Raw genomic sequence first — 18,328 nt, 5'->3', positions numbered from 1 at the left:
GGTTCTGGTGTTGGTTCTTTGCTCTCTGGGTCCGTTGTGTGGGCGTTCTCGTCGGTCGATGGGTCAGCAACACCGAGAAAGCCCCTGTTCGCTCGGCTCCCGGGAGTCGCTGCGGTCCTCGCCTCACTCCGCCAGAGCGAAGCTCTGCCGTGCTCTCGCTCGCTCCGCTCGCGAGAACTCCGTTCGGCTGCGGTCCTTGCTTCCTCCGGGTTCGCCGAGCGAACAGCCCCTTTCAGCCCCGCCCACAGCCCACATCCTCCCCAGCCGATTCGCTCCTTCGCTACGCTCAGTCGCTCATCCCTCGCGCTGGCTCGCCAACGGAGCGGCGAGCGTCTCGCGCCGCTTCCGGTCCAGTCCCAGAACCGGCCACTCCTTCTTAACCCAGCGCGCCGAACAGCCGGTATGGACGTGTTCGTCTACGGCACTCTCACCGAACCCGAGCGAGTCGCGTCGGTGGTCGACTCCTACGCCTTCCTCGGGTCGGCGGTGCTCTCGGGACTCCACCCCGTGCAGGGGGAGTACCCGACGCTCGCGCCCGGCGGGGAGACTGGCGGGCGATTGCTCCGGACCGACGACGTCGACGCGCTCGACGCCTACGAGGGCGTGGAGGAAGGTCTCTACGTCCGGGTCTCGGTCCCCGTGGATGGTGCGGGCGCGGGCGACGACATCGACGACGAGGTAGCGGTGTACGTCGGCGACCCCGTGCGCCTCGGCGTCGGTGACGAGGTGACTTGGCCCGTCCTGGACGATAAACCACCTGGGGGCGACGAGTTCGGATCCCGGATCCGGGCGTACCTCCAGCAAAACGACGTTCGTGTTCTCCCGCAGTGAGGTTTACCGGGCCCGTCCCCCGGAACCGTCTCCCCGCTAGCTTCACTTTCACCGTGGTCTGCGTACCCTTATGTCCTCGCACGGCGAAGCCGTGAGTGCACGCAGGTGACGCGTGTTTCCCCCTTTCCCCCTTTGACCGAAACTCCTTAGCCGCGGCCGACGGATTTCCGCCGGTATGCTCTCGCTCGCCGACGTCGAAGCGGCCCGCGACCGGGTCTCGACAGTGGCCCGTCAAACCCCGCTGGAGTACTCCCACAGTTTCTCGCGCATGACCGACGCCGAGGTGTACCCGAAACTGGAGAACTTCCAGCGCACGGGATCGTTCAAGATCCGGGGCGCGACCAACCGGATCGCCACGCTCTCCGACGCCGAGAAGGAGGCCGGCGTCATCACCGCCAGCGCGGGCAACCACGCCCAGGGCGTCGCACTCGCGGCGACCCGGGAGGGCGTCGACGCCAAGATCGTGATGCCCGAGCACGCCCCCATCGCGAAGGTCGAGGCGACCGAGGGGTACGGCGGCGAGGTAGTGCTGTTCGGCACCGACTACAACGACGCGCAGGCCCGCGCCCACGAGATCGAGGAACTCGAGGACCGGACGTACGTCCACGCGTTCGACGACGAGCACGTAATGGCCGGGCAGGGGACGATCGGCCTCGAAATCGCCGAGCAGTGCCCCGAGGTCGACACCGTGGTCATCCCCATCGGCGGCGGCGGGCTGATCTCCGGGATCGCCACAGCGCTGAAGGAGAAACTGGACGACGTGCGCATCATCGGCGTGCAGGCCGAGGGGGCCTCGAGCGTCGCGCACTCGCTGGAGAAGGGGAAGCGCCACGAGATCGACGCCGTCGACACCATCGCCGACGGCATCGCCACGCGCTCGGTCGGCGAGAAGCCCTGGGAGATCATCCAGGAGCGCGTCGACGAGGTGGTGACCGTCTCGGACAACGAGATCGCGCTGGCGCTGACCTACCTGCTCGAGCGCTCGAAGACGATGGTCGAGGGCGCCGGCGCGGTGCCGATGGCGGCGGTGCTCGCCGAGGCGTTCGACTACGAAGAGGGCGAGACGATTGTGCCAGCGCTCTGTGGCGGGAACATCGACCTGAACGACCTCACGACGGTCGTGGTCCGGGGGCTGGTCCAGATGGGCCGCTACATCAAGATCCGGACCGAGCTCAAGGACAACCCCGGCGCGCTGGAGCGTCTGGTCGAGATCGTCGCCGAGCACAACGCCAACATCTACGCGGTCCAGCACGACCGCACCTCCCGGGATATCGCGATGAACGCCGCCGAAATCGTGATCGACATCGAGACCCACGGCCACGACCACGTCGACGAACTGATCGCCGGCCTCGAGGCCCGGGGGTACGAGGTCGAGATGCTCGTTTAGGCCCGCTGGATCTCGTACTCCACGTTGAGGAACGTCGCCCCGCGGAGCCACATCTCGTGGGTGGCTCGTAGCGCTATTTCGTCCTCATCGACGGGCCACACCTCGAACGACTGGCCGCCCGGCACCTCAACCGACCCGAGCGGCGTTCGGAGGTAGAGCCTCGGGTCACCTGCCGCCTCGGTCGTGAGTCGGATCCCGGTCCGGTTGTCGGCCCTGACCGCGAGGTTCTCCGGGCGCAACACGGTGTCGACCCCGCCGGCGGGGACGGGGACGGAGATGTTTACGAAGCCGTCGCCGTCGCGGTGATGGGTCGCATAGAGCGCGACGAACACCGCATCGCCCGTCTCGGGGTCGGTGCGGACCCACGCGCGCACGTCCTCGCGGGCTGGCTCGACGGTGTCGTCGTCGATGGCGACGGAACCCGGCTCAGCAATGTCCAGAAACTGGCTCTCCAGCCGGTGCCACGACTCGTCGCCCGGGGCGGGCAGATTCAGCTGTTCGATCCGACTGGTGAACCGGCTCGCGACGGCGGCACCGGTCCGGAACGGCCGGTGCCACTGCGCCCGGTAGCGCATCTCGTAGTCGGCAGTCCGCTCGTAGAAGCGCCGCACCTCGGGGTGGAGTCGGTCGGGATCGAACGCCTCGCCCGCGAAGTGGCTCACGTCGGCGACTTCACCGGCTGGCTCCTCGCCGGTCGTCAGTCCCTCGCGCTCGACGAAGTTCGGGCCGACGTACCAGTCGGCGGTGACCGGCGAGAGCGGGGTGCCCTCGGCGCGCTTCTTGGCTCGCCGGAACGCGACCGCAAGCAGCGCTGCCGCGCCGAGGGTCACGAACTGGAGGGTTCGGACGAGCGTTCGTTTCACGCCCACAGCTGGGGCGCCCTCGTACTTGAAGCGTCGCCCCGTGGTAGTGGGAATTAAGGGGGATCCGCCGCCATCAGGGGGCGTGAAAGAGACCATCAGCACCGACGACGCCCCCGGCGCGGTGGGCGCGTACAGTCAGGCGACGACCAACGGCGAGACCCTGTTCACGGCGGGCCAGATCCCGATGACGCCCGACGGCGAACTGCTTGACGACGCGGACATCGCGACCCAGGCCGAGCAGTCGCTCTCGAACCTGCAGGCCATCGTCGAGGAGGCCGGCGCGTCGATGGACGACGTGCTCAAGACGACGGTCTTTCTGGCCGATATCGACGACTTCGACGAGATGAACGAGACCTACGCGAGCTTCTTCGACGACGAGCCGCCGGCCCGGAGCGCCGTGCAGGCCGGCGCGCTTCCGAAGGGCGTCGGCGTCGAGATCGAGGCCGTCGTCAGCGTGGAGTGAGGCCCCGCGCGAAGTCGGCGCTGCTGTGGGGGACGGTGGGGCTGCTCGCCTTCCTCACGGCGGCGCAGGGCTACCAGCTACTGGTCGCCCCGCTGCCCGTCTCGCTCCCGGCCATCGGCGCCGTCGCGGTCGTCGTTGCCGCGCTCACGGCCGCAACGGCGTACGTGACGGAGCATCGACTCCGGTCGAAAGGAAGGACTTAACCCCGACAGGGCGGTACGTTCGGCTGAGCCAGGATGGCCGAACGGTAAGGCGCACGCCTGGAAAGCGTGTTCCCTTATGGGATTCTGGGTTCAAATCCCAGTCCTGGCGTTTTCCGCAGTCAACGTGAGTGAGGAGCGACGCGACGAGCGAACCGACTGCGGAAACGGCTGTCGGATTTGAACACGCGAGTCGCAGCCCGTCGCCGAGCAACGCGAGGCGACCGGACCGTCTCGCCATCGGTTCAAATCCCAGTCCTGGCGTTTTCGCGTCGACAACGAACGAGGAGCGTCGGCGCCGCCGACGCCGATTCGGCGATAAACTCTATCTATCTGCCCGAACAGAATCCACTGTATGGCAGTCATCGACTTCGTCGACAAGACGGAGAGCCTCTCGGCGACACACGCCGAGGTCCACGACGAGTGGGTGATCGCACGGGTAACCCCGGAGGACGGGGAGACCGAACGACACTGCTTCCCGCGAGAACGGATCGAGCGCATCGTCGGCGTCGGCAGCGGCGACGACGTGACTATCGAGTCGTAAGCGGCCAGAAAACCACCGATCGGCGGTATCGTCCTTTTTCGCTCGTCGCGGCAGGTCGCCAGCCGTGGTTGGCTTACTTCTCGATGATGCTCTCCTCGACCTTCTCGCCGAAGTGGCGCCCGCCCTCCTCGTAGTACATCAGCACCTCGTCGCCGGCCTCCAGATCCGTCACCGCCGTCCGACCCTCCTTGGTCGGCACCTTCACCGTCTCGGCGTTCTGGAGCAGCGTCTCGACCACGTCGACCTCGCCGTCGACCTCCACCTCGGCCTGCACCCGGAACATCGGGCGCTTCTCGATTTTCACGCGGCCGACGATGGCCTCACGAGTGTGACCTGCGGTGTCGGCGACCTGCACGCGGTCGCCCGACTGGAGTTCAGCGAGGTATTTCGTCTCGCCCTCGGGCGTGCGGACGTAGGCGTGGACCGCGCCAGCATTGACGCGGAACGGCCGGGAGGCGACGTACGGCGAGTCGGCGGTCTCGCCGTGGACGAAAAAGAGTCCGCGGGAGAGCGACCCGACGAGCATCCCCTCGTCGTCCTCCAGCAGCGACCCGGTGTCGATGCAGACCCGGTCGGCGCCGCCGGTCTCCTCGACCTGCTGGATTTCGGCGTAGCGCAGGTCCAGGCGCTCGCGCTCGCTGCGGTCGCGCACCTCGACCGTCTGGCGGATCACGTCCGGGTCGTCGGTGTCGAGCAGGACGTCGTCGACGCCGATCTCGAGCGTCTCGAACGCCGTGGCGGCGGCGTCGGCGTCCTCGACGCCGGCCACGAGGTTCGTCTCCTCGCCGACGCGAGCGATCAGGTTCTCCAGCGGGATGATGTCCCAGTCCTCGGTGGCGACGATGGTGTACTCGGCGTCGCGGGCGGCGGCCCCCGCGAACTCCTCGTAGTCCTCGTCGAACACACGGACGTACGACGCCTGCGCGCGGTCGTCCGAGCGGCGCAGCGTCGTGAGGTCCGCCGACCCGGAGAAATCCGAGGGGAGATCGACGGTGCCGTCGCCCTCGCCCTCCTTCCCGACGACGTAGATGTCCGGTTCGGTGTCCTGACTGGCGTCGAGAATCTCCTCGTCGCGCTCGCCGCTCCCTCTGAACGCGGCGATGTTGAGGCTACCGAGTTCGCGCACGCGACCCACGTCGGCCTCGTCGACCAGCACCCAGTCGACGCCGGCCTCGAGCCCCGCGGTGATCCGTTGCTTCCGTGCTTCCCAGTCGCCGACGGTGTCGTCGGCTTTCAACCAAACCGAACGCGTCATGGCCGAACTCTCTGGGGCAGGTGGCTTGAACGTGGCGGATGGTGTGGGCGGGAGATCAGTTCGGCAGCCGACCGGTGCGCTCGAGCGCGAACATGCCGACCACCATCACTCCGACCAGCAGCGCGAGCCCCCGGTAGGCAGTCACGTAGGGGACGCCGGCCTCCGCCAGCGACCCCATCACCCACGAGCCGGGGGCTTGGGCGACCATCATCGTGCCGCTGTAGACGGCGTAGGCGCTCCCGCGGTTGTGGTCGGGGAAGGAGTCGAGCAGGAACGTGTCCATCGCCGGGAACAGGCTGTGGACGGTGTAGCCCAGCACGGCCGAGACCGCGAGCAGTGCGGCCGTTCCGGAGACGACCGTCAGCGTGAGGACGACGACGACGAAGGAGCCAGCGATCCCCAGCAGATACTTCGTTCGGGGGAGTCGGTCGGCCAGCCAGCCGCTGATCGTGAATGCGGGCACGCCGGTGGCGAAGACGAGCGTCAGGGAGTTCCGGGCCAGCCCCGGCGACATCCCGCGGGACTCCATGAACAGTTGGTAGAAGTTGAACATCCCCTGCCACGCGAAGCCGAGCGTCCCCATCACGGCGACGCCGAGCAGGATCGTCGGGTACTCCGCACGGGCGGCACCGAGCAGCTCCCGATCTTTCGCGCCGGCGTCGGGGAGTTCGACGCCCCGCGAGAGCACGAACGTCACGGCGGTGATGGTCACCCCGGCGAGCGAGAGGGCGACGAACACCAGCCGCCACGGCTCGTCGACGGGGAGGCCGAGCGCCGTCAGCACCGGCGTCCAGTCGACGCTCGTGCCGATAGCGAGGGTGACGACCGGCGCCGCGGTGACGGCGGCCAACTGGCTTGCCGTGCCGTGGATGCCCAGCATCCGGCCGACCCGGGAGGGGAACAGTTCGCTGACGAACGTGTTGCCGGTGACGAAGTAGAGGCCGGAGGCCAGCCCCGATAGCCCGGCGCCGAGGATCAACAGCGGGAGGCTGCTCGCGACGGCGGCGCTGGCGGCGCCGACGGCGAGGATCAGCCCCGCCGAGAGGAGGACCGGGAGCCGATTCACTCGTGTCAGGAGGTAGCCGGTCGGGATCCGCGGCGCGGCGCTGCCGATCCAGACCGCCGTCGCGACGAACCCGGCTTTCGCTTCCCCGACGCCGAACGCCAGCATGAACACGCTGACCAGCGGCGCCATCACCACCCGCGCGAAGTTGACGAGGAACACCTGCCCACAGAGCGCACCGAACAGCCGAGAGCGAGACACGGACCGGCTTGGCCGGGGGTGTGTTCAAGGGTTCCGAATCCGTGCGGGGCCTTTTAAGCATCGCCGCCCAAGCGGTGCGTATGCAGAGCACTCGCAAGGGCCTCCGGAGCGGCGAACTCGAGAAGGACACCTACGAACGGCTCAACTGTGCCGAGTGTGAACAGACCCTCGGGACGGAGAACCCGCCAGACGAGGTGTACACGGTCCGGATCTGCCCGGACTGTGGTGAGGAGTGGAAGGAACTGCCCTGAGAAACGTCGTCGCGTCGTTCCGGCAGGTCGCTCGTCGTCGTTGACCTACACACAGCCACGGCATGGGCTCCGTGCCGGCGACACGATGTCGCCGGCTGGTCACGCGCCGTCGCCGGACTACGTCCGGCTGGCAGCCGGGAATCTGCGATTCCCGGCAACGTCACCAGAAATCGGAAATTTCTGGTTGGCAGACGAGAGCCGGCGGCTCTCGTCGACGTGACTGGTTACGCTTCGATGATCTCGTCTTCCTCGAACTCCGGAACCGTCAGCGACCCGTCCAGCGACACCACCGCGTCGCCGCCGACCTGCACCGTCCGGCCGTCGACGCGCACGCCGACGTAGCCCGGGCGGTCCATGAAGTGGCCCTGTTCGAACGTCATCCGTTCGGGAAACTCGTCGTCGAACGCCGCGAAATGGTCCAGATACGCACCGCAGGCACCGGATGCGGTTCCGGTCACGGGGTCCTCGTCGATGCCGAGGCCGGGAACGAACGCACGGCCGTGAAGCGTCGAGTCCTGACTCCGGCCGACGGCATCGAAGGTAAAGACGTAGACGCCGGCGCAGTCGTGCTTCTCGGCCAGTTCTTCGACGGCGGGTATGTCCGGATCCACCCCCGAGAGATGCTCGAGGAAGTTCACCGGGAGCATCAGGAACGGGAGGCCGGTCGAGGCGTACGCCGGCGGGAGGTCGGCGCCCACGTCGCGGAACGCGTCGGGGTCGATCCCCAGCGCCGCGCCCGCGGCGTCGTAGTCGAGGTCGACCTCGAAGATCTGCGGGGCGTTCTGGGTCATCCAGACCGCACCGGTCTCGGTGACCTCGATATCCAGCACGCCCACTGGCGTTTCGAGGGTGTAGGTGCCGGCGTCGATGGCGCCGTCGTCGAACAGCGCGCCGTGGGCGGCGATAGTCGCGTGGCCGCAGAGGTCGACCTCCTGTGTCGGCGAGAAGTAGCGGACCTTTCGGTCGGCCTCCGTCGAGGACATGAGGAAGGCCGTCTCGGAGACCGATAGCTCGCGGGCGATCGCCTGCATCTGCTCTTCGCTCAGGCCGTCGGCGTCGGGCACCACCCCGGCGGCGTTGCCCGTCAACGGCTCCGTGGTGAACGCGTCGACGAGCAGCGTCCGGTAGCTCTCCATGCCCCGATCTCGGGCTGGGTCGGTTTAGTCGTGACGGGGTCAGACCCCGGCCAGCAGCACCACCAGCGTCAGCATGACGCCGAGGACGACGAACGCGACGCCTTCGAGCGTCGGGGACTCCGGCTCGATCGGCTCGACCTCCTGCATCGACGCCTCGTCGTCCCCCTCCAGGTCGTCGAGGCTGACCGCCCACTCGTCGTCGGCCAACGCCTCGGGGGAGTCACTCATTGCCCGTATCGAGGGTGCGCCGGCAGAAAGCCGTTGTGGGTCTCGGTGTCGGCGCCCCCGCTGTCGAAACCCCTTTGTCCGCGAGCCACGCAAGCGAATGCGTGACACGCGGCATCGACGAAGAGAAGCGGGCCACGCTCAAGCGGTTCGCGGCCGCCGGCGCGGCCGCGCCGTTCGCCGCGTTGGGCGGCAACAGCGATGCCGGCGGCGGGAGCGACACCCGCGACGCCATCGCGGGATACGTCGTCGCCACGCCGGGCGCGCACTTCTCGAAACTCCGGGACGACCTCCAGTTGGGCACCGGCGAGACCCAGCACCACGTCGAGCGGCTGGCCTCCGAGGGGACGCTGGTCTCCCGGCGCGACGGCGACTACCGGCGGTTCTTCCCGGCGGGCCGTTTTTCCGAGTTCGAGCAGGCGGCGCTAGGCTACCTCCGGCGCTCGACCCCGCGGGGGATGGTGATCACGTTGCTCCGGACCCCCGACGCGACCGGCGCCGATCTGGCCGAGGAACTCGGCGTCTCCCGGGCGACCGTCAGCAGCCACGCCGCCGCGCTCGCGGAGGCCGGCCTGCTCTCCCGGGAGGACGGCTACACCCTCTCCGAACCGGAGACGCTGCTCTCCCTGCTCGTTCGCTACGCCGACTCCTTCGACGCCGGCGCCGACGCGCTGGCGGCTGACGCGGCGGATCTGATCAGCTACGACCCGTAATCGTGCTGATGGGTCCCAAACGCTAAGGTCGCAGCTACGTATTTTTCAGCCGTGCCCGACAACGCCCTGCTCTGGCTGTTGCTCGTGGTGCCCATCGCGGCGCAGGTGCCGCTGCTGTGGTTCATGATGAACCGTATCGAGATCGACGAGGCGCCGGACTACACCGGCGCGGAGATCTGGGGCGGCGAGGAGGACGACGGCGCGGCCTACCGGCGGGAACTCGGCGACAGCGGCCCGGCGACCGCCCGAACCGAGGCCGCTACTGACGGCAAAACGCGCTGTCAGCACTGCGGCACCGAGAACGACCCCGCCTACCGCTACTGTCAGGGCTGTGCCCGGCGGCTCTGAGCTACTCGGCCGGCGTGACCTTCCACGTCGTGCCCGAGGAGTAGCCCCATTTCTCGATTTCGAGGCCGTGGTCGGTCGACAGCAGCGCCCGCATGTTGGCGCCGACCTCCTTGGCGGTCATGTCCAACTCCTTGGCGACCAGCCGGGACTTGAAGTACGTCTGCTCGCCCGCGGCCTCCCGCAGGTGGTTCAGGATCCGGGTCTGCTTCTCCGAGAGATCGACCGGCGTCGCCGACACGCCTGCGTGGCTCATACATCTGTACAGGGAGTGTTCCCACTTCATGCGTTTGGTACGTCGGATTAATTCCGGTCCCCTCGGGCGGTTTTCTGCTTCATGGCGGTGGCTGGCGCTGCCGATAGCGAGCCGTGAGGTACGCTCGGTTAACGCCCAGCGGGCCCGCTGACGCGCTCCGAACACCCCCCCGCCGTCGTCGCCGTCCGGCCCCGTTCTGTAGCCCTTCAGAAGCTACTTACCCGCGCCCCGGTCAACGTCGGGCATGAGCAACCCCGCCGACGGGAGCGACGCCGCCGAGACAGCGGCGGGGTCGACGACGCCGACGCTGGACCGCCATGCCGTGGCGGTCAGCGTCGTGCTCCCGGCGTACAACGAGGAGGCGACCATCGAGAACACGGTCCACACGACCCTCGACACGCTGGACGCGTTCCTCAAACCCGGGACGTTCGAAGTCATCGTCGCCGAGGACGGCTGCGACGACCGCACGCCCGAAATCGCGGACCGACTCGCCGCCGAGAACGCGGCGGTCCGGCATTTCCACAGCGACGAGCGACTCGGCCGCGGCGGCGCGTTGGAGCGCGCGTTCGAGGCCGCCGACGGCGAGACGCTGGTCTACTTCGACACGGACCTCGCGACCGACATGAAGCACCTGGGGGAGCTGGTGAACACGGTCCACAACGGTGATGCTGACCTCGCCACGGGATCGCGCTGGATGCCCGAGAACGTCGCCGACCGCCCCGCGAAACGGGGCATCCCCTCGAAGGGGTACAACGGCGCGGTCCGCCTGTTCCTCCGCACCGGCCTCCAGGACCACCAATGCGGTTTCAAGGCTATCTCTCGGGAGGCGTTCGAGGCAGTCCACGAGGACGTCGAGGACCGCCACTGGTTCTGGGATACGGAACTGCTCGTGCGCGCCCAGCGCGCGGGGTTCCGGGTGAAGGAGTTCCCCGTCGACTGGGAGCCGAAGGGCGACTCGAAGGTCGACCTCGTCCGGGACGTGTTCGGGATGGGGAGTCAGATCCTCCGGACCTGGTGGCAGCTATCGGTCCAGCCGCGGCTGAACAAGTGGGTGACCCTCGGCGCCAGCGCGCTGCTGGTCCTGATCGCGTTCCTGCTCTCGACGCTGTACATCGACTACCGGGCGGTGCTCGACCGTATCTCCGACGCCGACCCGACGCTGATCGCGGTCGCGGCGGTCGTGTACGCGCTCTCGTGGCCGCTGCGGGGGCTGCGCTACCGCGATGTCCTCGCGGAACTGGGATTCTCCGAACGGCTCGGCTTCCTCACGGGCGCGGTGTTCATCTCCCAGACCGGGAACCTCGTGTTCCCGGCCCGCCTCGGCGACGGGGTGCGGGCGTACGTCGTGAAGGCCCGCCGCGGCATCCCCTACCCCTCGGGGTTCGCGTCGCTGGCGGCCGAGCGCGTGTTCGACCTGCTCACCATCACCGTCCTGGCGGGACTGGTGCTGCTGGGCTACGCCGCCACGGGTGATCTGGCGCGGGTCGCCCAGTCGGTGACGGGGGCGTCCCAGAGCGGCCAGATCGCGGTGATCGTCGCGGTCGGGATCGCCGTCGTCGCGATCGCCGCCGTCACGGGGATCGTGCTCTCGGCCCGCTCGGATCGAAACCGCATCCGCGGCCTCGTCGAGCGGTTCTCCTCGGACTCCTACGCGGAGTACGTCGCGGGCGCTCTGGAGCGGTTCGTCGGCGACGTGCAGCAGGTCGGCGGCGACCCGAAGGCGTTCACCCGCGTCGGCGCCACGAGCCTCGTGATCTGGACGCTCGACGTGATCACGGCGGTGTTCGTGCTCGCGGCGTTCGACACCGGCCTCGAGGCCGCGACGCTGGTGACGATCTGTTTCTTCGCGGTATCGGTCGGGAACCTCGCGAAGGTGCTGCCGCTGAGCCCCGGTGGCGTGGGGCTGTACGAGGCGGCCTTTACCCTGCTCGTCGCGGGGCTGACGCCGGTGACGGCGTCGGTCGCGATCGGTGCGGCGATCGTCGACCACTTCCTGAAGAACGTGGTGACGATGATCGGCGGCGGCGTCTCGATGCTCGCGCTGAACGTCTCGCTGACGACCGCAGTGGAGGAGACAGAGGACGTCGACGAGGAGACGGTCGAGGAGCCGACCGCTCAGTAACGCTCGGTCACGAACGGTCCCATCGCTGCCCCCGTCGCCGCCGCGAGCGCCTCGTCGCGGTCCACGATTCCCCCCGAGAGCGCGCCTGCTGCGCCCTGCTTTTTCGCCACGTCGTCCTCGCCGAGTACGTCGTCCATCACCGGGCCGAGTTCCTCCCCCGCCGCCACGCGGTCGCCAATTTCCACCGGGAGCCGGAACGCCGGCCCGGAGCCGAGTCCTACCTGCTCGCCGTCGGTGACGGCGGCCCACATGATCAGGAACAAGCCATCGGCGCCCTTCACCTCGGCGACGCCGCCCTCCAGGCCGACGCCGAGGTCGTACTCGCCGGCCGCAAGCGCGTTCGCGGCGCGGTTCTTCGCCCCCTCGACGGTCTCCGCGCGGCCGTGTGGCTGCTCGGAGACGCCCGAGTCGACCGGGACGGCCTCGATTTCGGCGTCGAGGGTCGTCTCGGCGGCCTGTTTGACCGCGCGTCGCTTCACCGGGTTGCCGCTGCCGACAGCGATTCGCATGGGCTCGCTCGGGGCCGGGGGGACGTTTCCTTTGCGGCTCCGGCGCCTCAGGTCGCGTCGGCGCCGACGCCGTGCAGAATCCCTGCCAGCCGCTCGATGCCGTCGATCAGTCTGGGGCTGGGCTGGTTCAGTAGCGAGTCGTCGACGACGTGGACCGCGGCGTCGGGCGCCCAGCCGCGCTCGCGGAACGCGGACGGGTCTGCGCGGTCGCCCTTCCCGCAGGGGTGGAGGATCACGTAGTCCGGATCGGCGGCCCCGACCTCCTCCCGGCTCACTTCGCCGGAGCGCTCGCCCGGATCGACGAACGGGTAGCGCCCGCCGGCGGCGTCGACGGCCTCGGGTACCCAGTTCCCGGCAGCCATCGGCGGATCGGCCCACTCCTCGCAGTAGACGGTCGGGCGGGACTCGTCGGCGACGGCCTCGCGGACGGCGCGGAGGCGTTCGCGTGCGTCGGCCGCGAGCCGTTCGCCCGCGTCGGCGTGGTCGACCGCTTGGCCCAATTCTGCGAAGCCGTCGACGGCATCGTCGAGCGTCCCCGGTTCGGCGTGGTAGACCGCCAACCCCCGGTCCCGGAGGGCGTCCCGGGTCTCGCGCTGGAGCGGGTCGCTCGTCAGGACGAGATCCGGGTCGAGCGCCGCGACGGCGTCGAAATCCGTGTTGAGCCAGCCGCCGACGCGCTTCGGGTCAACCTCGACGCCGTCGAGGCCGCAGTGATGGGTCGCGCCCACCAGTTCGTCGGCGGCGCCCGTCGCCGCCAGCGTGGCCGTGGCGCTCGGCGCCAGCGAGACGAGTCGCATTACCCGTGTTCCGTGCCGGCGGGGGAAAACACTCCCGCGTCAGCCGCAGTTCGTCCGGAGCGAGACGCTGTCCCCGTCCGTGGAGAGCAGGCCGTTCTCGACCGGCATGTACCCCGTGCCCGGCGTTCCGTCGGCCGACCACCGCTCGTCGCCCGACGCGGCGTCGAGGCCGACAAGCCCGTCCCGCGTCGGGAGTATGACCGTCGAGCCGACGAGCAGGGGCGCCCCGCTAACCGAGTACGCCCGCGTCCACTGTTCGCCTCCGTCCGCCAGCGAGAGGGCGACGACGCGCTCGCGGCCGGCGCTGATCACGCGCCCCTCGGCGACCGCGGGCGGGAACAGCCGCCCGCCGTGGATCGGCTGTGACCACCGCCGCTCGCCGCTTCCGGCGTCGAACGCGGCCACCTCGTACCGCCGATAGCTCGCCAGCACGAGATCCGCCGCGCGGACCAGCGCGTGTGGGATCGACGGCCCCGGGATCGACCACGCCGTCTCGCCGCTCCCGCGGTCCAGCGCGTAGATCCCCTCCGCGGCCGACCCCTCTGCAGAGAGATACACCCGCTCGCCGTCGACGGCCGGCGGCGCGGGGATCCGCGCGCGCTGGCGGTCATCGCCGAACGAGCGCCTCCAGCGAACCTCGCCGCCGTCGCCGTCGAGCGCCGTCACGTCGCCGGCGTCGCTGCTGGCGACGACGGCCCCGCCGTGGACCGCGGGCGGGTTCGGCCGGCCGGCGGTCCCGTGGCGCCAGGGCTCGGTCGACTCGGAGAGATCGACCGCGACGAGGCCGCCGGTTTCGGGGTCGGTGAACGAGCCGAGCACGGGGACGACGGCGACGCCGCGGTCCAGCGCGGGCGTGCCGGTCGCCGGCCGGTCGAGTTCGTACGCCGTCCGGGTCTCCTCGTCGTCGAGGTCGAGCGCCGCGAGCACGCCGGCCTCCCGGCGGGCGGTCGCTCCGGCGGCGACGACCACGTCGCCGACGGCAGCCACCCCGGCCAGGTCGGCCGCCTCGGTCGCCACGGTCCATCGTTCCTCGCCGTCCGTGATCGCCGGGAGCGTGGGGGCGGCGTTCGTGTTCCCGGCGTCGCCGCGGGTCTGTGGCCACCACGCTGTGCCGGGATCCACGGGCGAACACGAGTCGAACAGGCAGCCGGCGGTCGCCGCGAGCGCGCCGGTGGCGGCGCCGGTGAGGTAGCGCCGGCGGCTGATGGAGGGCATCGACCGGTGGATCCGGGCAGTCGCACTTAGCCCCGGCGATCGGTGGCGTTCGGTTGCTCCGCTCCCGGCTGCAGCCGGACAAACCACGCGTGTCGGACCGGTGAACAAACGTTCCAAACAGCTATGTCCCAACAAAACCAACATCCGCCTATGTCGAGCGGCACCATCGACATCGACGAGTTCGAGGACGCCGACGCCGACGAGTTCGAGGAGCGGAACGACACCGAACGGATCGTGCTGTTCCTCGACGAGAACGACGACCGTGCGTGGAAGGCGGCGACGATCGCCGAACGACTCGGGCTGGATGTGGACGCCGTTAGCGCGATCCTTTCGCGGCTGAAGGAGCGAGAGATCGTACGACACAAGCGCCCGTACTGGGCGATCACGGACGACGAGGAACGGCCTCGATCCGCCTATCGACTCCACCGGCAGTTCGAGACCGCGGACGAACGGTACGGCGAGGAGCGTCTCGCGGAGCTACGGACCGACGATACGGAGGAAGTACGGTGACCGAGTTCCATGACCTGGAACGCGGTGATGTCGTCTGGGGGACCGATCCGCTCTCGGACAAGGGCCGTCCGATGCTGGTGCTCGGGACGCCCCGACTCCCCAACCACGGCTTACAGCTCATCACCGTGCTCATCTCCACGAAAACATACCACGAGGAGTCACTCACGCTTCGGGACGACGACTACGAAGGCGACCCGCTCGGGGAACGGAGTCACGCCCTCCCGTGGTCGCTCGCGACGCTCAACAGTGCCGCGGAGGTCGAGTTCTACATGCCCTCCCTCGTCGACGAACGGGTAGCTGACGTGACGACACGGTCGACCGGCTACATCTCCTCCTAGCCGGCTCGCTTTGCCGTACGGTTCACCGGTTCCCGAACACCGCACCGACCCCGAATCTGTAAACCCCCCACGCCCCTCCGTTCGCCCGTGTTCGACTCCTTCACCCTCGTCGCCGCCACCGCCGACCTCGCCGACGAGCGCGCGGCCCGCGGCGTCGCCGACCTCGTGGAGTTCCGGATGGATCTCGCGACCGACCCGCTGGGCCAGCTCGCGGCCTACGACGGCGAGCTGCCGCTGCTGGTGACCAACCGCCCCGAGTGGGAGGGCGGCGACGCCGACGGTGGGACCGTGGACGCCGAGACCGCCCGACTGGAGGCGCTGGAGGCCGCGCTCGGGAACGACGCCGTCGCCGCCGTCGACCTCGAACTCGCGGCGCTCCGGCGGGACGAGCGCGCAGTTTCGGTGGCCGAGCAGGCCGACTCGTTGGGCGTCGAGGTCGTCGTCTCGGTTCACGACTTCGCGGGCACCCCCTCCGAGCGCGCGATGGCGTCGCTGCTCTCCGCGGCCGCGTCGGCCGGCGACGTGGGGAAACTGGCGGTGACGGCCCACGACCGCGAGGACGCGCTGGCGCTGCTGTCGGCGACCCACGCCGCCGACGCCGCGGGCGAGCGCGTGGCGACGATGGCGATGGGCGAGGCCGGCCGGCACACCCGAGCGGTCGCGCCGACCTACGGCTCGAAGATCGGCTACGCGCCGGTTCACGCCGAGGAGGCCACCGCGCCCGGGCAGTACGATCTCGAGACGCTGGCCGACTTGGTCGCACAGCTTCGCTCCCAGTAACAGATAAAGAGGGGACCGTTTTTGCGGTACGGGGCCCCACCCCCGGCCATGCCCACCATCAGGGAAAAGCGCGTCTACGACGAGGCGACGACGCCGACGCCGGTGTTCGTCGCGGCCGAGCAAGGGCTGGTCGTCGCCCGGATCTCCGAGGACAAAGTGGGGGAGTTCGGGCTCGAACGTCGCTGCACCGCCCAGGATGTGGCGGTCGGCGCCGACGGAACGCTCGCGCTCGCGACCGACGAGGCGACGCTGGTCGCGCCCGAGGCCGACCCCGAGCAGTTCCGCGAGACGGGGTTCGGGCCGGCGACGGCCGTCGCGGTCGTCGAGGGACAGGGCCGCGCGCTCGTCGCCGCCGACGAGTCGGGCGAGATTTCGCGGCTCCCGATCACCGACGACGGACCAGTCGACGCTGAATCGACTGATTGGGAATCTCTCGGCACAGTCGACGACTTGCGCGCGCTCCGCGGCCGCCTCGTCGCCGCTGCGGACGGGATCTACCGAGTCACCGACGCCGGCCTGGACGACGCCGGCCTCGACGACGCACGGGACGTGGCGGCCCGCGGCGCGCCGCTGGCGGCGACCGGGGCAGGGCTGTACGAACTCGGCAACGGCTGGATGGTCGCCAGCAAGGAACCCTTCGAGACGGTTTCGACTGACGGCGACCGGGGTCACGCTGTCGCTGCGGATGGGACGGTGCTGGGGCGCGAGAAGGGCGGCGGCGAGTGGAGCGAACTGGCGCTCCCGGCCGGCGACCCCATCGCCGACTTCGCGTACACCGACGACGCCGTCGTGGCGGCGACGGCGTCCGGATCGCTGCTCGCGGATGCGGGTAACGGCTGGCGTTCGCGCCGGGTCGGCGTGACGGGCGTGCAGGCGGCAGTGGCGGCGCCACGGCCCGGCGAGGAGTAGCCCGCCGGGGCCAACGGAAACGTGTTTACCGGCGCGGGCGCGAGCCTCCTCCATGATACTCCCGGGTTCGCACTCCCAGTCGCTCGCGGCGCGACTGGCGGCGGCGACCGACCACGCGCTCGCGAGGGTGAGCTACGACCAGTTCCCGGACGGTGAGCTCTGTACCGCGCTCTCGGAGGGTGACGCCGAGGCGCTGACCGACGAGCCAGCAGTCGTTGTTGCGTCGACGCTCACCAGCGACGCCCACCTCGAACTGCTGCAGCTACAGGACGCCGCCCGCGAGGCCGGCGCGAGCGAGGTGACGACGGTCATCCCCTACATGGGCTACGGCCGGCAGGACGAGGCGTTCCAGGCCGGCCAGCCGATCTCGGCCCGCGCGGTCGCCCGCGCCGTCTCGACCGGAACTGATCGCGTGATCCTCGTCTCACCCCACGAACCCAACATTACGGAGTTTTTCGACGCGCCCTGTGAGACCGTCAGCGGCGCCGGCCGACTCGCCGAACCCCTCCCCGAGGACCTCGAGAACCCCGTCTTCGTCGCGCCGGACGAGGGCGCCGTCGACATCGCCGAGCGCGCCCGCGACGCCTACGGCCGCGGCACGGCCGACTACTTCGAGAAGGAGCGGGACTACGACACCGGCGAGGTCGAAATCTCGCCCGGGAACGCCGACGTGGAGGGCCGCGACGCCGTCCTCGTTGACGACATCGTCGCCACTGGATCGACGATGAGCGAGGCCATCGACGCGCTCCACACCCGGGAGGTGGGGCGCGCGTTCGTGGTCTGTGTTCATCCGCTGCTCGTCGGAAACGCCCGGACGAAGCTCGAACGCGCCGGCCTCGCCGGCATCTGGGGAACCGACACCGTCGAACGGGACGTGTCGGCCGTCTCGGTCGCGCCGGCGCTCGCGGATCTGGTCTGAGCGGGCCCCTACCTTCATAGCCCGACGAACCCAACACCCCCGCATGGCCGAAGACTGCATCTTCTGTCGCATCGTCGCCGGCGACATCCCCGGCCGCACCGTGACGGAGACCGACCACGCGCTCGCCTTCCTCGACGCGAACCCGCTGGCGCCGGGCCACACGCTCGTCATCCCGAAAGAGCACTACTCGCGGCTGAACGACGTGCCCGGCGACGAGGCCGCCGAACTGTTCGGCGCGGTCCACGAACTCGCGGCGACCGTCGAGGAGGCCGTCGACGCCGACGCAGTCTCCATCGGGATCAACGACGGCGAGGCGGCAGGGCAAGAGGTCCCCCACACTCACGTCCATCTCGTCCCGCGGTTCGAGGGCGACGGCGGCGGCCCGTTCCACGCCATCAACCCCGACAGCGAGCAGCCGAGCGACGCGGAACTCGACGACATCGCCGACGCGATCCGCGAGGCCTGAGCCGGTTCGATTCACGCCACGACACAGAGT

24 protein-coding genes and 1 tRNA gene are annotated in these 18,328 nt (G+C 69.6%); 16 read left to right on the top strand and 9 right to left on the bottom strand.

The window, feature by feature from the left end:
- Window positions 1-402: 402 nt before the first annotated feature.
- Both J2753_RS12305 and ilvA read left to right on the top strand, forming a co-directional pair.
- Complete coding sequence (locus J2753_RS12305; protein WP_209492354.1) at window positions 403-831, top strand: gamma-glutamylcyclotransferase family protein; 429 nt, start codon at window positions 403-405, stop codon at window positions 829-831.
- Window positions 832-1,006: 175 nt separating this feature from the next.
- The gene (gene ilvA, locus J2753_RS12300; protein WP_209492353.1) at window positions 1,007-2,218 is read left to right on the top strand and encodes a threonine ammonia-lyase; all 1,212 of its coding nucleotides are present in this window, start codon (window positions 1,007-1,009) and stop codon (window positions 2,216-2,218) included.
- Here the strand turns inward: ilvA and J2753_RS12295 are convergent.
- A complete protein-coding gene (locus J2753_RS12295) occupies window positions 2,215-3,081 on the bottom strand; it encodes a hypothetical protein (protein WP_209492352.1) in 867 nt (288 codons plus the stop codon). The genes ilvA and J2753_RS12295 overlap by 4 nt on opposite strands.
- Window positions 3,082-3,163: 82 nt before the next feature.
- On the opposite strand from J2753_RS12295, the gene J2753_RS12290 reads away from it, so the two are divergent.
- The 4 genes from J2753_RS12290 to J2753_RS12275 all read left to right on the top strand — a co-directional run bounded on the left by J2753_RS12290 (window position 3,164) and on the right by J2753_RS12275 (window position 4,288).
- Entirely contained in the window at window positions 3,164-3,544 is a 381-nt protein-coding gene (locus J2753_RS12290; RefSeq protein ID WP_209492351.1) for a RidA family protein, read from the top strand.
- A complete protein-coding gene (locus J2753_RS12285) occupies window positions 3,541-3,747 on the top strand; it encodes a hypothetical protein (RefSeq protein WP_209492350.1) in 207 nt (68 codons plus the stop codon). Before J2753_RS12290 ends, J2753_RS12285 begins: the two co-directional genes overlap by 4 nt.
- Window positions 3,748-3,774: 27 nt before the next feature.
- Window positions 3,775-3,856 (top strand) — tRNA-Ser (locus J2753_RS12280).
- A 243-nt stretch (window positions 3,857-4,099) separates the two neighbouring features.
- The gene (locus J2753_RS12275; protein ID WP_209492349.1) at window positions 4,100-4,288 is read left to right on the top strand and encodes a hypothetical protein; all 189 of its coding nucleotides are present in this window, start codon (window positions 4,100-4,102) and stop codon (window positions 4,286-4,288) included.
- Between the two features lie 73 nt (window positions 4,289-4,361).
- On the opposite strand, the gene J2753_RS12270 is transcribed toward J2753_RS12275, so the two are convergent.
- Window positions 4,362-5,543 carry a 3-dehydroquinate synthase II gene (locus tag J2753_RS12270; RefSeq protein ID WP_209492348.1) on the bottom strand — a complete coding sequence of 394 codons (1,182 nt, stop codon included), beginning with the start codon at window positions 5,541-5,543 and terminating at the stop codon, window positions 4,362-4,364.
- Between the two features lie 55 nt (window positions 5,544-5,598).
- The gene (locus tag J2753_RS12265) at window positions 5,599-6,807 is read right to left on the bottom strand and encodes an MFS transporter (protein ID WP_209492347.1); all 1,209 of its coding nucleotides are present in this window, start codon (window positions 6,805-6,807) and stop codon (window positions 5,599-5,601) included.
- Between the two features lie 80 nt (window positions 6,808-6,887).
- Between J2753_RS12265 and J2753_RS12260 the strand changes: the two genes are divergently transcribed.
- Window positions 6,888-7,058, top strand: a complete 171-nt coding sequence (locus tag J2753_RS12260; protein ID WP_209492346.1) for an HVO_0758 family zinc finger protein — start codon at window positions 6,888-6,890, stop codon at window positions 7,056-7,058.
- Between the two features lie 224 nt (window positions 7,059-7,282).
- Here J2753_RS12260 and J2753_RS12255 read toward each other — a convergent pair whose 3' ends face one another.
- On the bottom strand, window positions 7,283-8,194 hold the full coding sequence (locus tag J2753_RS12255) for a PhzF family phenazine biosynthesis protein (protein WP_209492345.1): 912 nt from the start codon (window positions 8,192-8,194) through the stop codon (window positions 7,283-7,285).
- A gap of 39 nt (window positions 8,195-8,233) precedes the next feature.
- Entirely contained in the window at window positions 8,234-8,422 is a 189-nt protein-coding gene (locus J2753_RS12250) for a DUF7312 domain-containing protein (RefSeq protein ID WP_209492344.1), read from the bottom strand.
- 101 nt (window positions 8,423-8,523) lie between these two features.
- On the opposite strand from J2753_RS12250, the gene J2753_RS12245 reads away from it, so the two are divergent.
- Complete coding sequence (locus tag J2753_RS12245) at window positions 8,524-9,132, top strand: winged helix-turn-helix transcriptional regulator (RefSeq protein ID WP_209492343.1); 609 nt, start codon at window positions 8,524-8,526, stop codon at window positions 9,130-9,132.
- Between the two features lie 51 nt (window positions 9,133-9,183).
- Window positions 9,184-9,480, top strand: coding sequence for a zinc ribbon domain-containing protein (locus J2753_RS12240; protein ID WP_209492342.1), 297 nt, complete (start codon window positions 9,184-9,186; stop codon window positions 9,478-9,480).
- A gap of 1 nt (window position 9,481) precedes the next feature.
- On the opposite strand, the gene J2753_RS12235 is transcribed toward J2753_RS12240, so the two are convergent.
- Complete coding sequence (locus J2753_RS12235) at window positions 9,482-9,733, bottom strand: DUF7123 family protein (protein ID WP_209492341.1); 252 nt, start codon at window positions 9,731-9,733, stop codon at window positions 9,482-9,484.
- Window positions 9,734-9,977: 244 nt separating this feature from the next.
- Here J2753_RS12235 and J2753_RS12230 point away from each other — a divergent pair, with 244 nt between their 5' ends.
- The gene (locus J2753_RS12230) at window positions 9,978-11,855 is read left to right on the top strand and encodes a flippase-like domain-containing protein (RefSeq protein WP_209492340.1); all 1,878 of its coding nucleotides are present in this window, start codon (window positions 9,978-9,980) and stop codon (window positions 11,853-11,855) included.
- Here the strand turns inward: J2753_RS12230 and yjjX are convergent.
- From yjjX to J2753_RS12215, 3 genes are read right to left on the bottom strand one after another with little or no spacing between them, the layout of a single operon-like run.
- Window positions 11,849-12,364, bottom strand: a complete 516-nt coding sequence (yjjX, locus tag J2753_RS12225) for an inosine/xanthosine triphosphatase (protein WP_209492339.1) — start codon at window positions 12,362-12,364, stop codon at window positions 11,849-11,851. The genes J2753_RS12230 and yjjX overlap by 7 nt on opposite strands.
- A gap of 47 nt (window positions 12,365-12,411) precedes the next feature.
- Window positions 12,412-13,161: a helical backbone metal receptor gene (locus J2753_RS12220; protein WP_209492338.1), complete on the bottom strand. Its 750-nt coding sequence runs from the start codon at window positions 13,159-13,161 to the stop codon at window positions 12,412-12,414.
- A gap of 39 nt (window positions 13,162-13,200) precedes the next feature.
- Window positions 13,201-14,376 (bottom strand): PQQ-binding-like beta-propeller repeat protein, encoded by a 1,176-nt coding sequence (locus J2753_RS12215; protein WP_209492337.1) that lies wholly within the window; start codon window positions 14,374-14,376, stop codon window positions 13,201-13,203.
- 150 nt (window positions 14,377-14,526) lie between these two features.
- On the opposite strand from J2753_RS12215, the gene J2753_RS12210 reads away from it, so the two are divergent.
- From J2753_RS12210 to J2753_RS12185, 6 genes are all read left to right on the top strand, one after another.
- Window positions 14,527-14,886, top strand: a complete 360-nt coding sequence (locus tag J2753_RS12210) for a MarR family transcriptional regulator (RefSeq protein WP_209492336.1) — start codon at window positions 14,527-14,529, stop codon at window positions 14,884-14,886.
- The gene (locus J2753_RS12205) at window positions 14,883-15,224 is read left to right on the top strand and encodes a PemK-like protein (protein ID WP_209492335.1); all 342 of its coding nucleotides are present in this window, start codon (window positions 14,883-14,885) and stop codon (window positions 15,222-15,224) included. Before J2753_RS12210 ends, J2753_RS12205 begins: the two co-directional genes overlap by 4 nt.
- Window positions 15,225-15,311: 87 nt before the next feature.
- Complete coding sequence (locus J2753_RS12200; protein WP_209492334.1) at window positions 15,312-16,004, top strand: type I 3-dehydroquinate dehydratase; 693 nt, start codon at window positions 15,312-15,314, stop codon at window positions 16,002-16,004.
- A 48-nt stretch (window positions 16,005-16,052) separates the two neighbouring features.
- The gene (locus J2753_RS12195) at window positions 16,053-16,913 is read left to right on the top strand and encodes an HVO_0234 family beta-propeller protein (protein ID WP_209492333.1); all 861 of its coding nucleotides are present in this window, start codon (window positions 16,053-16,055) and stop codon (window positions 16,911-16,913) included.
- 52 nt (window positions 16,914-16,965) lie between these two features.
- Complete coding sequence (prs, locus tag J2753_RS12190) at window positions 16,966-17,832, top strand: ribose-phosphate diphosphokinase (RefSeq protein WP_209492332.1); 867 nt, start codon at window positions 16,966-16,968, stop codon at window positions 17,830-17,832.
- Window positions 17,833-17,875: 43 nt separating this feature from the next.
- Window positions 17,876-18,298, top strand: a complete 423-nt coding sequence (locus J2753_RS12185; protein WP_209492331.1) for an HIT family protein — start codon at window positions 17,876-17,878, stop codon at window positions 18,296-18,298.
- Window positions 18,299-18,328 lie beyond the last annotated feature (30 nt).

The sequence above is a fragment of the Halolamina salifodinae genome, from assembly GCF_017874235.1.
Lineage (GTDB): Archaea > Halobacteriota > Halobacteria > Halobacteriales > Haloferacaceae > Halolamina > Halolamina salifodinae.
This window is presented reverse-complemented; position numbering and strand designations above follow the sequence as displayed.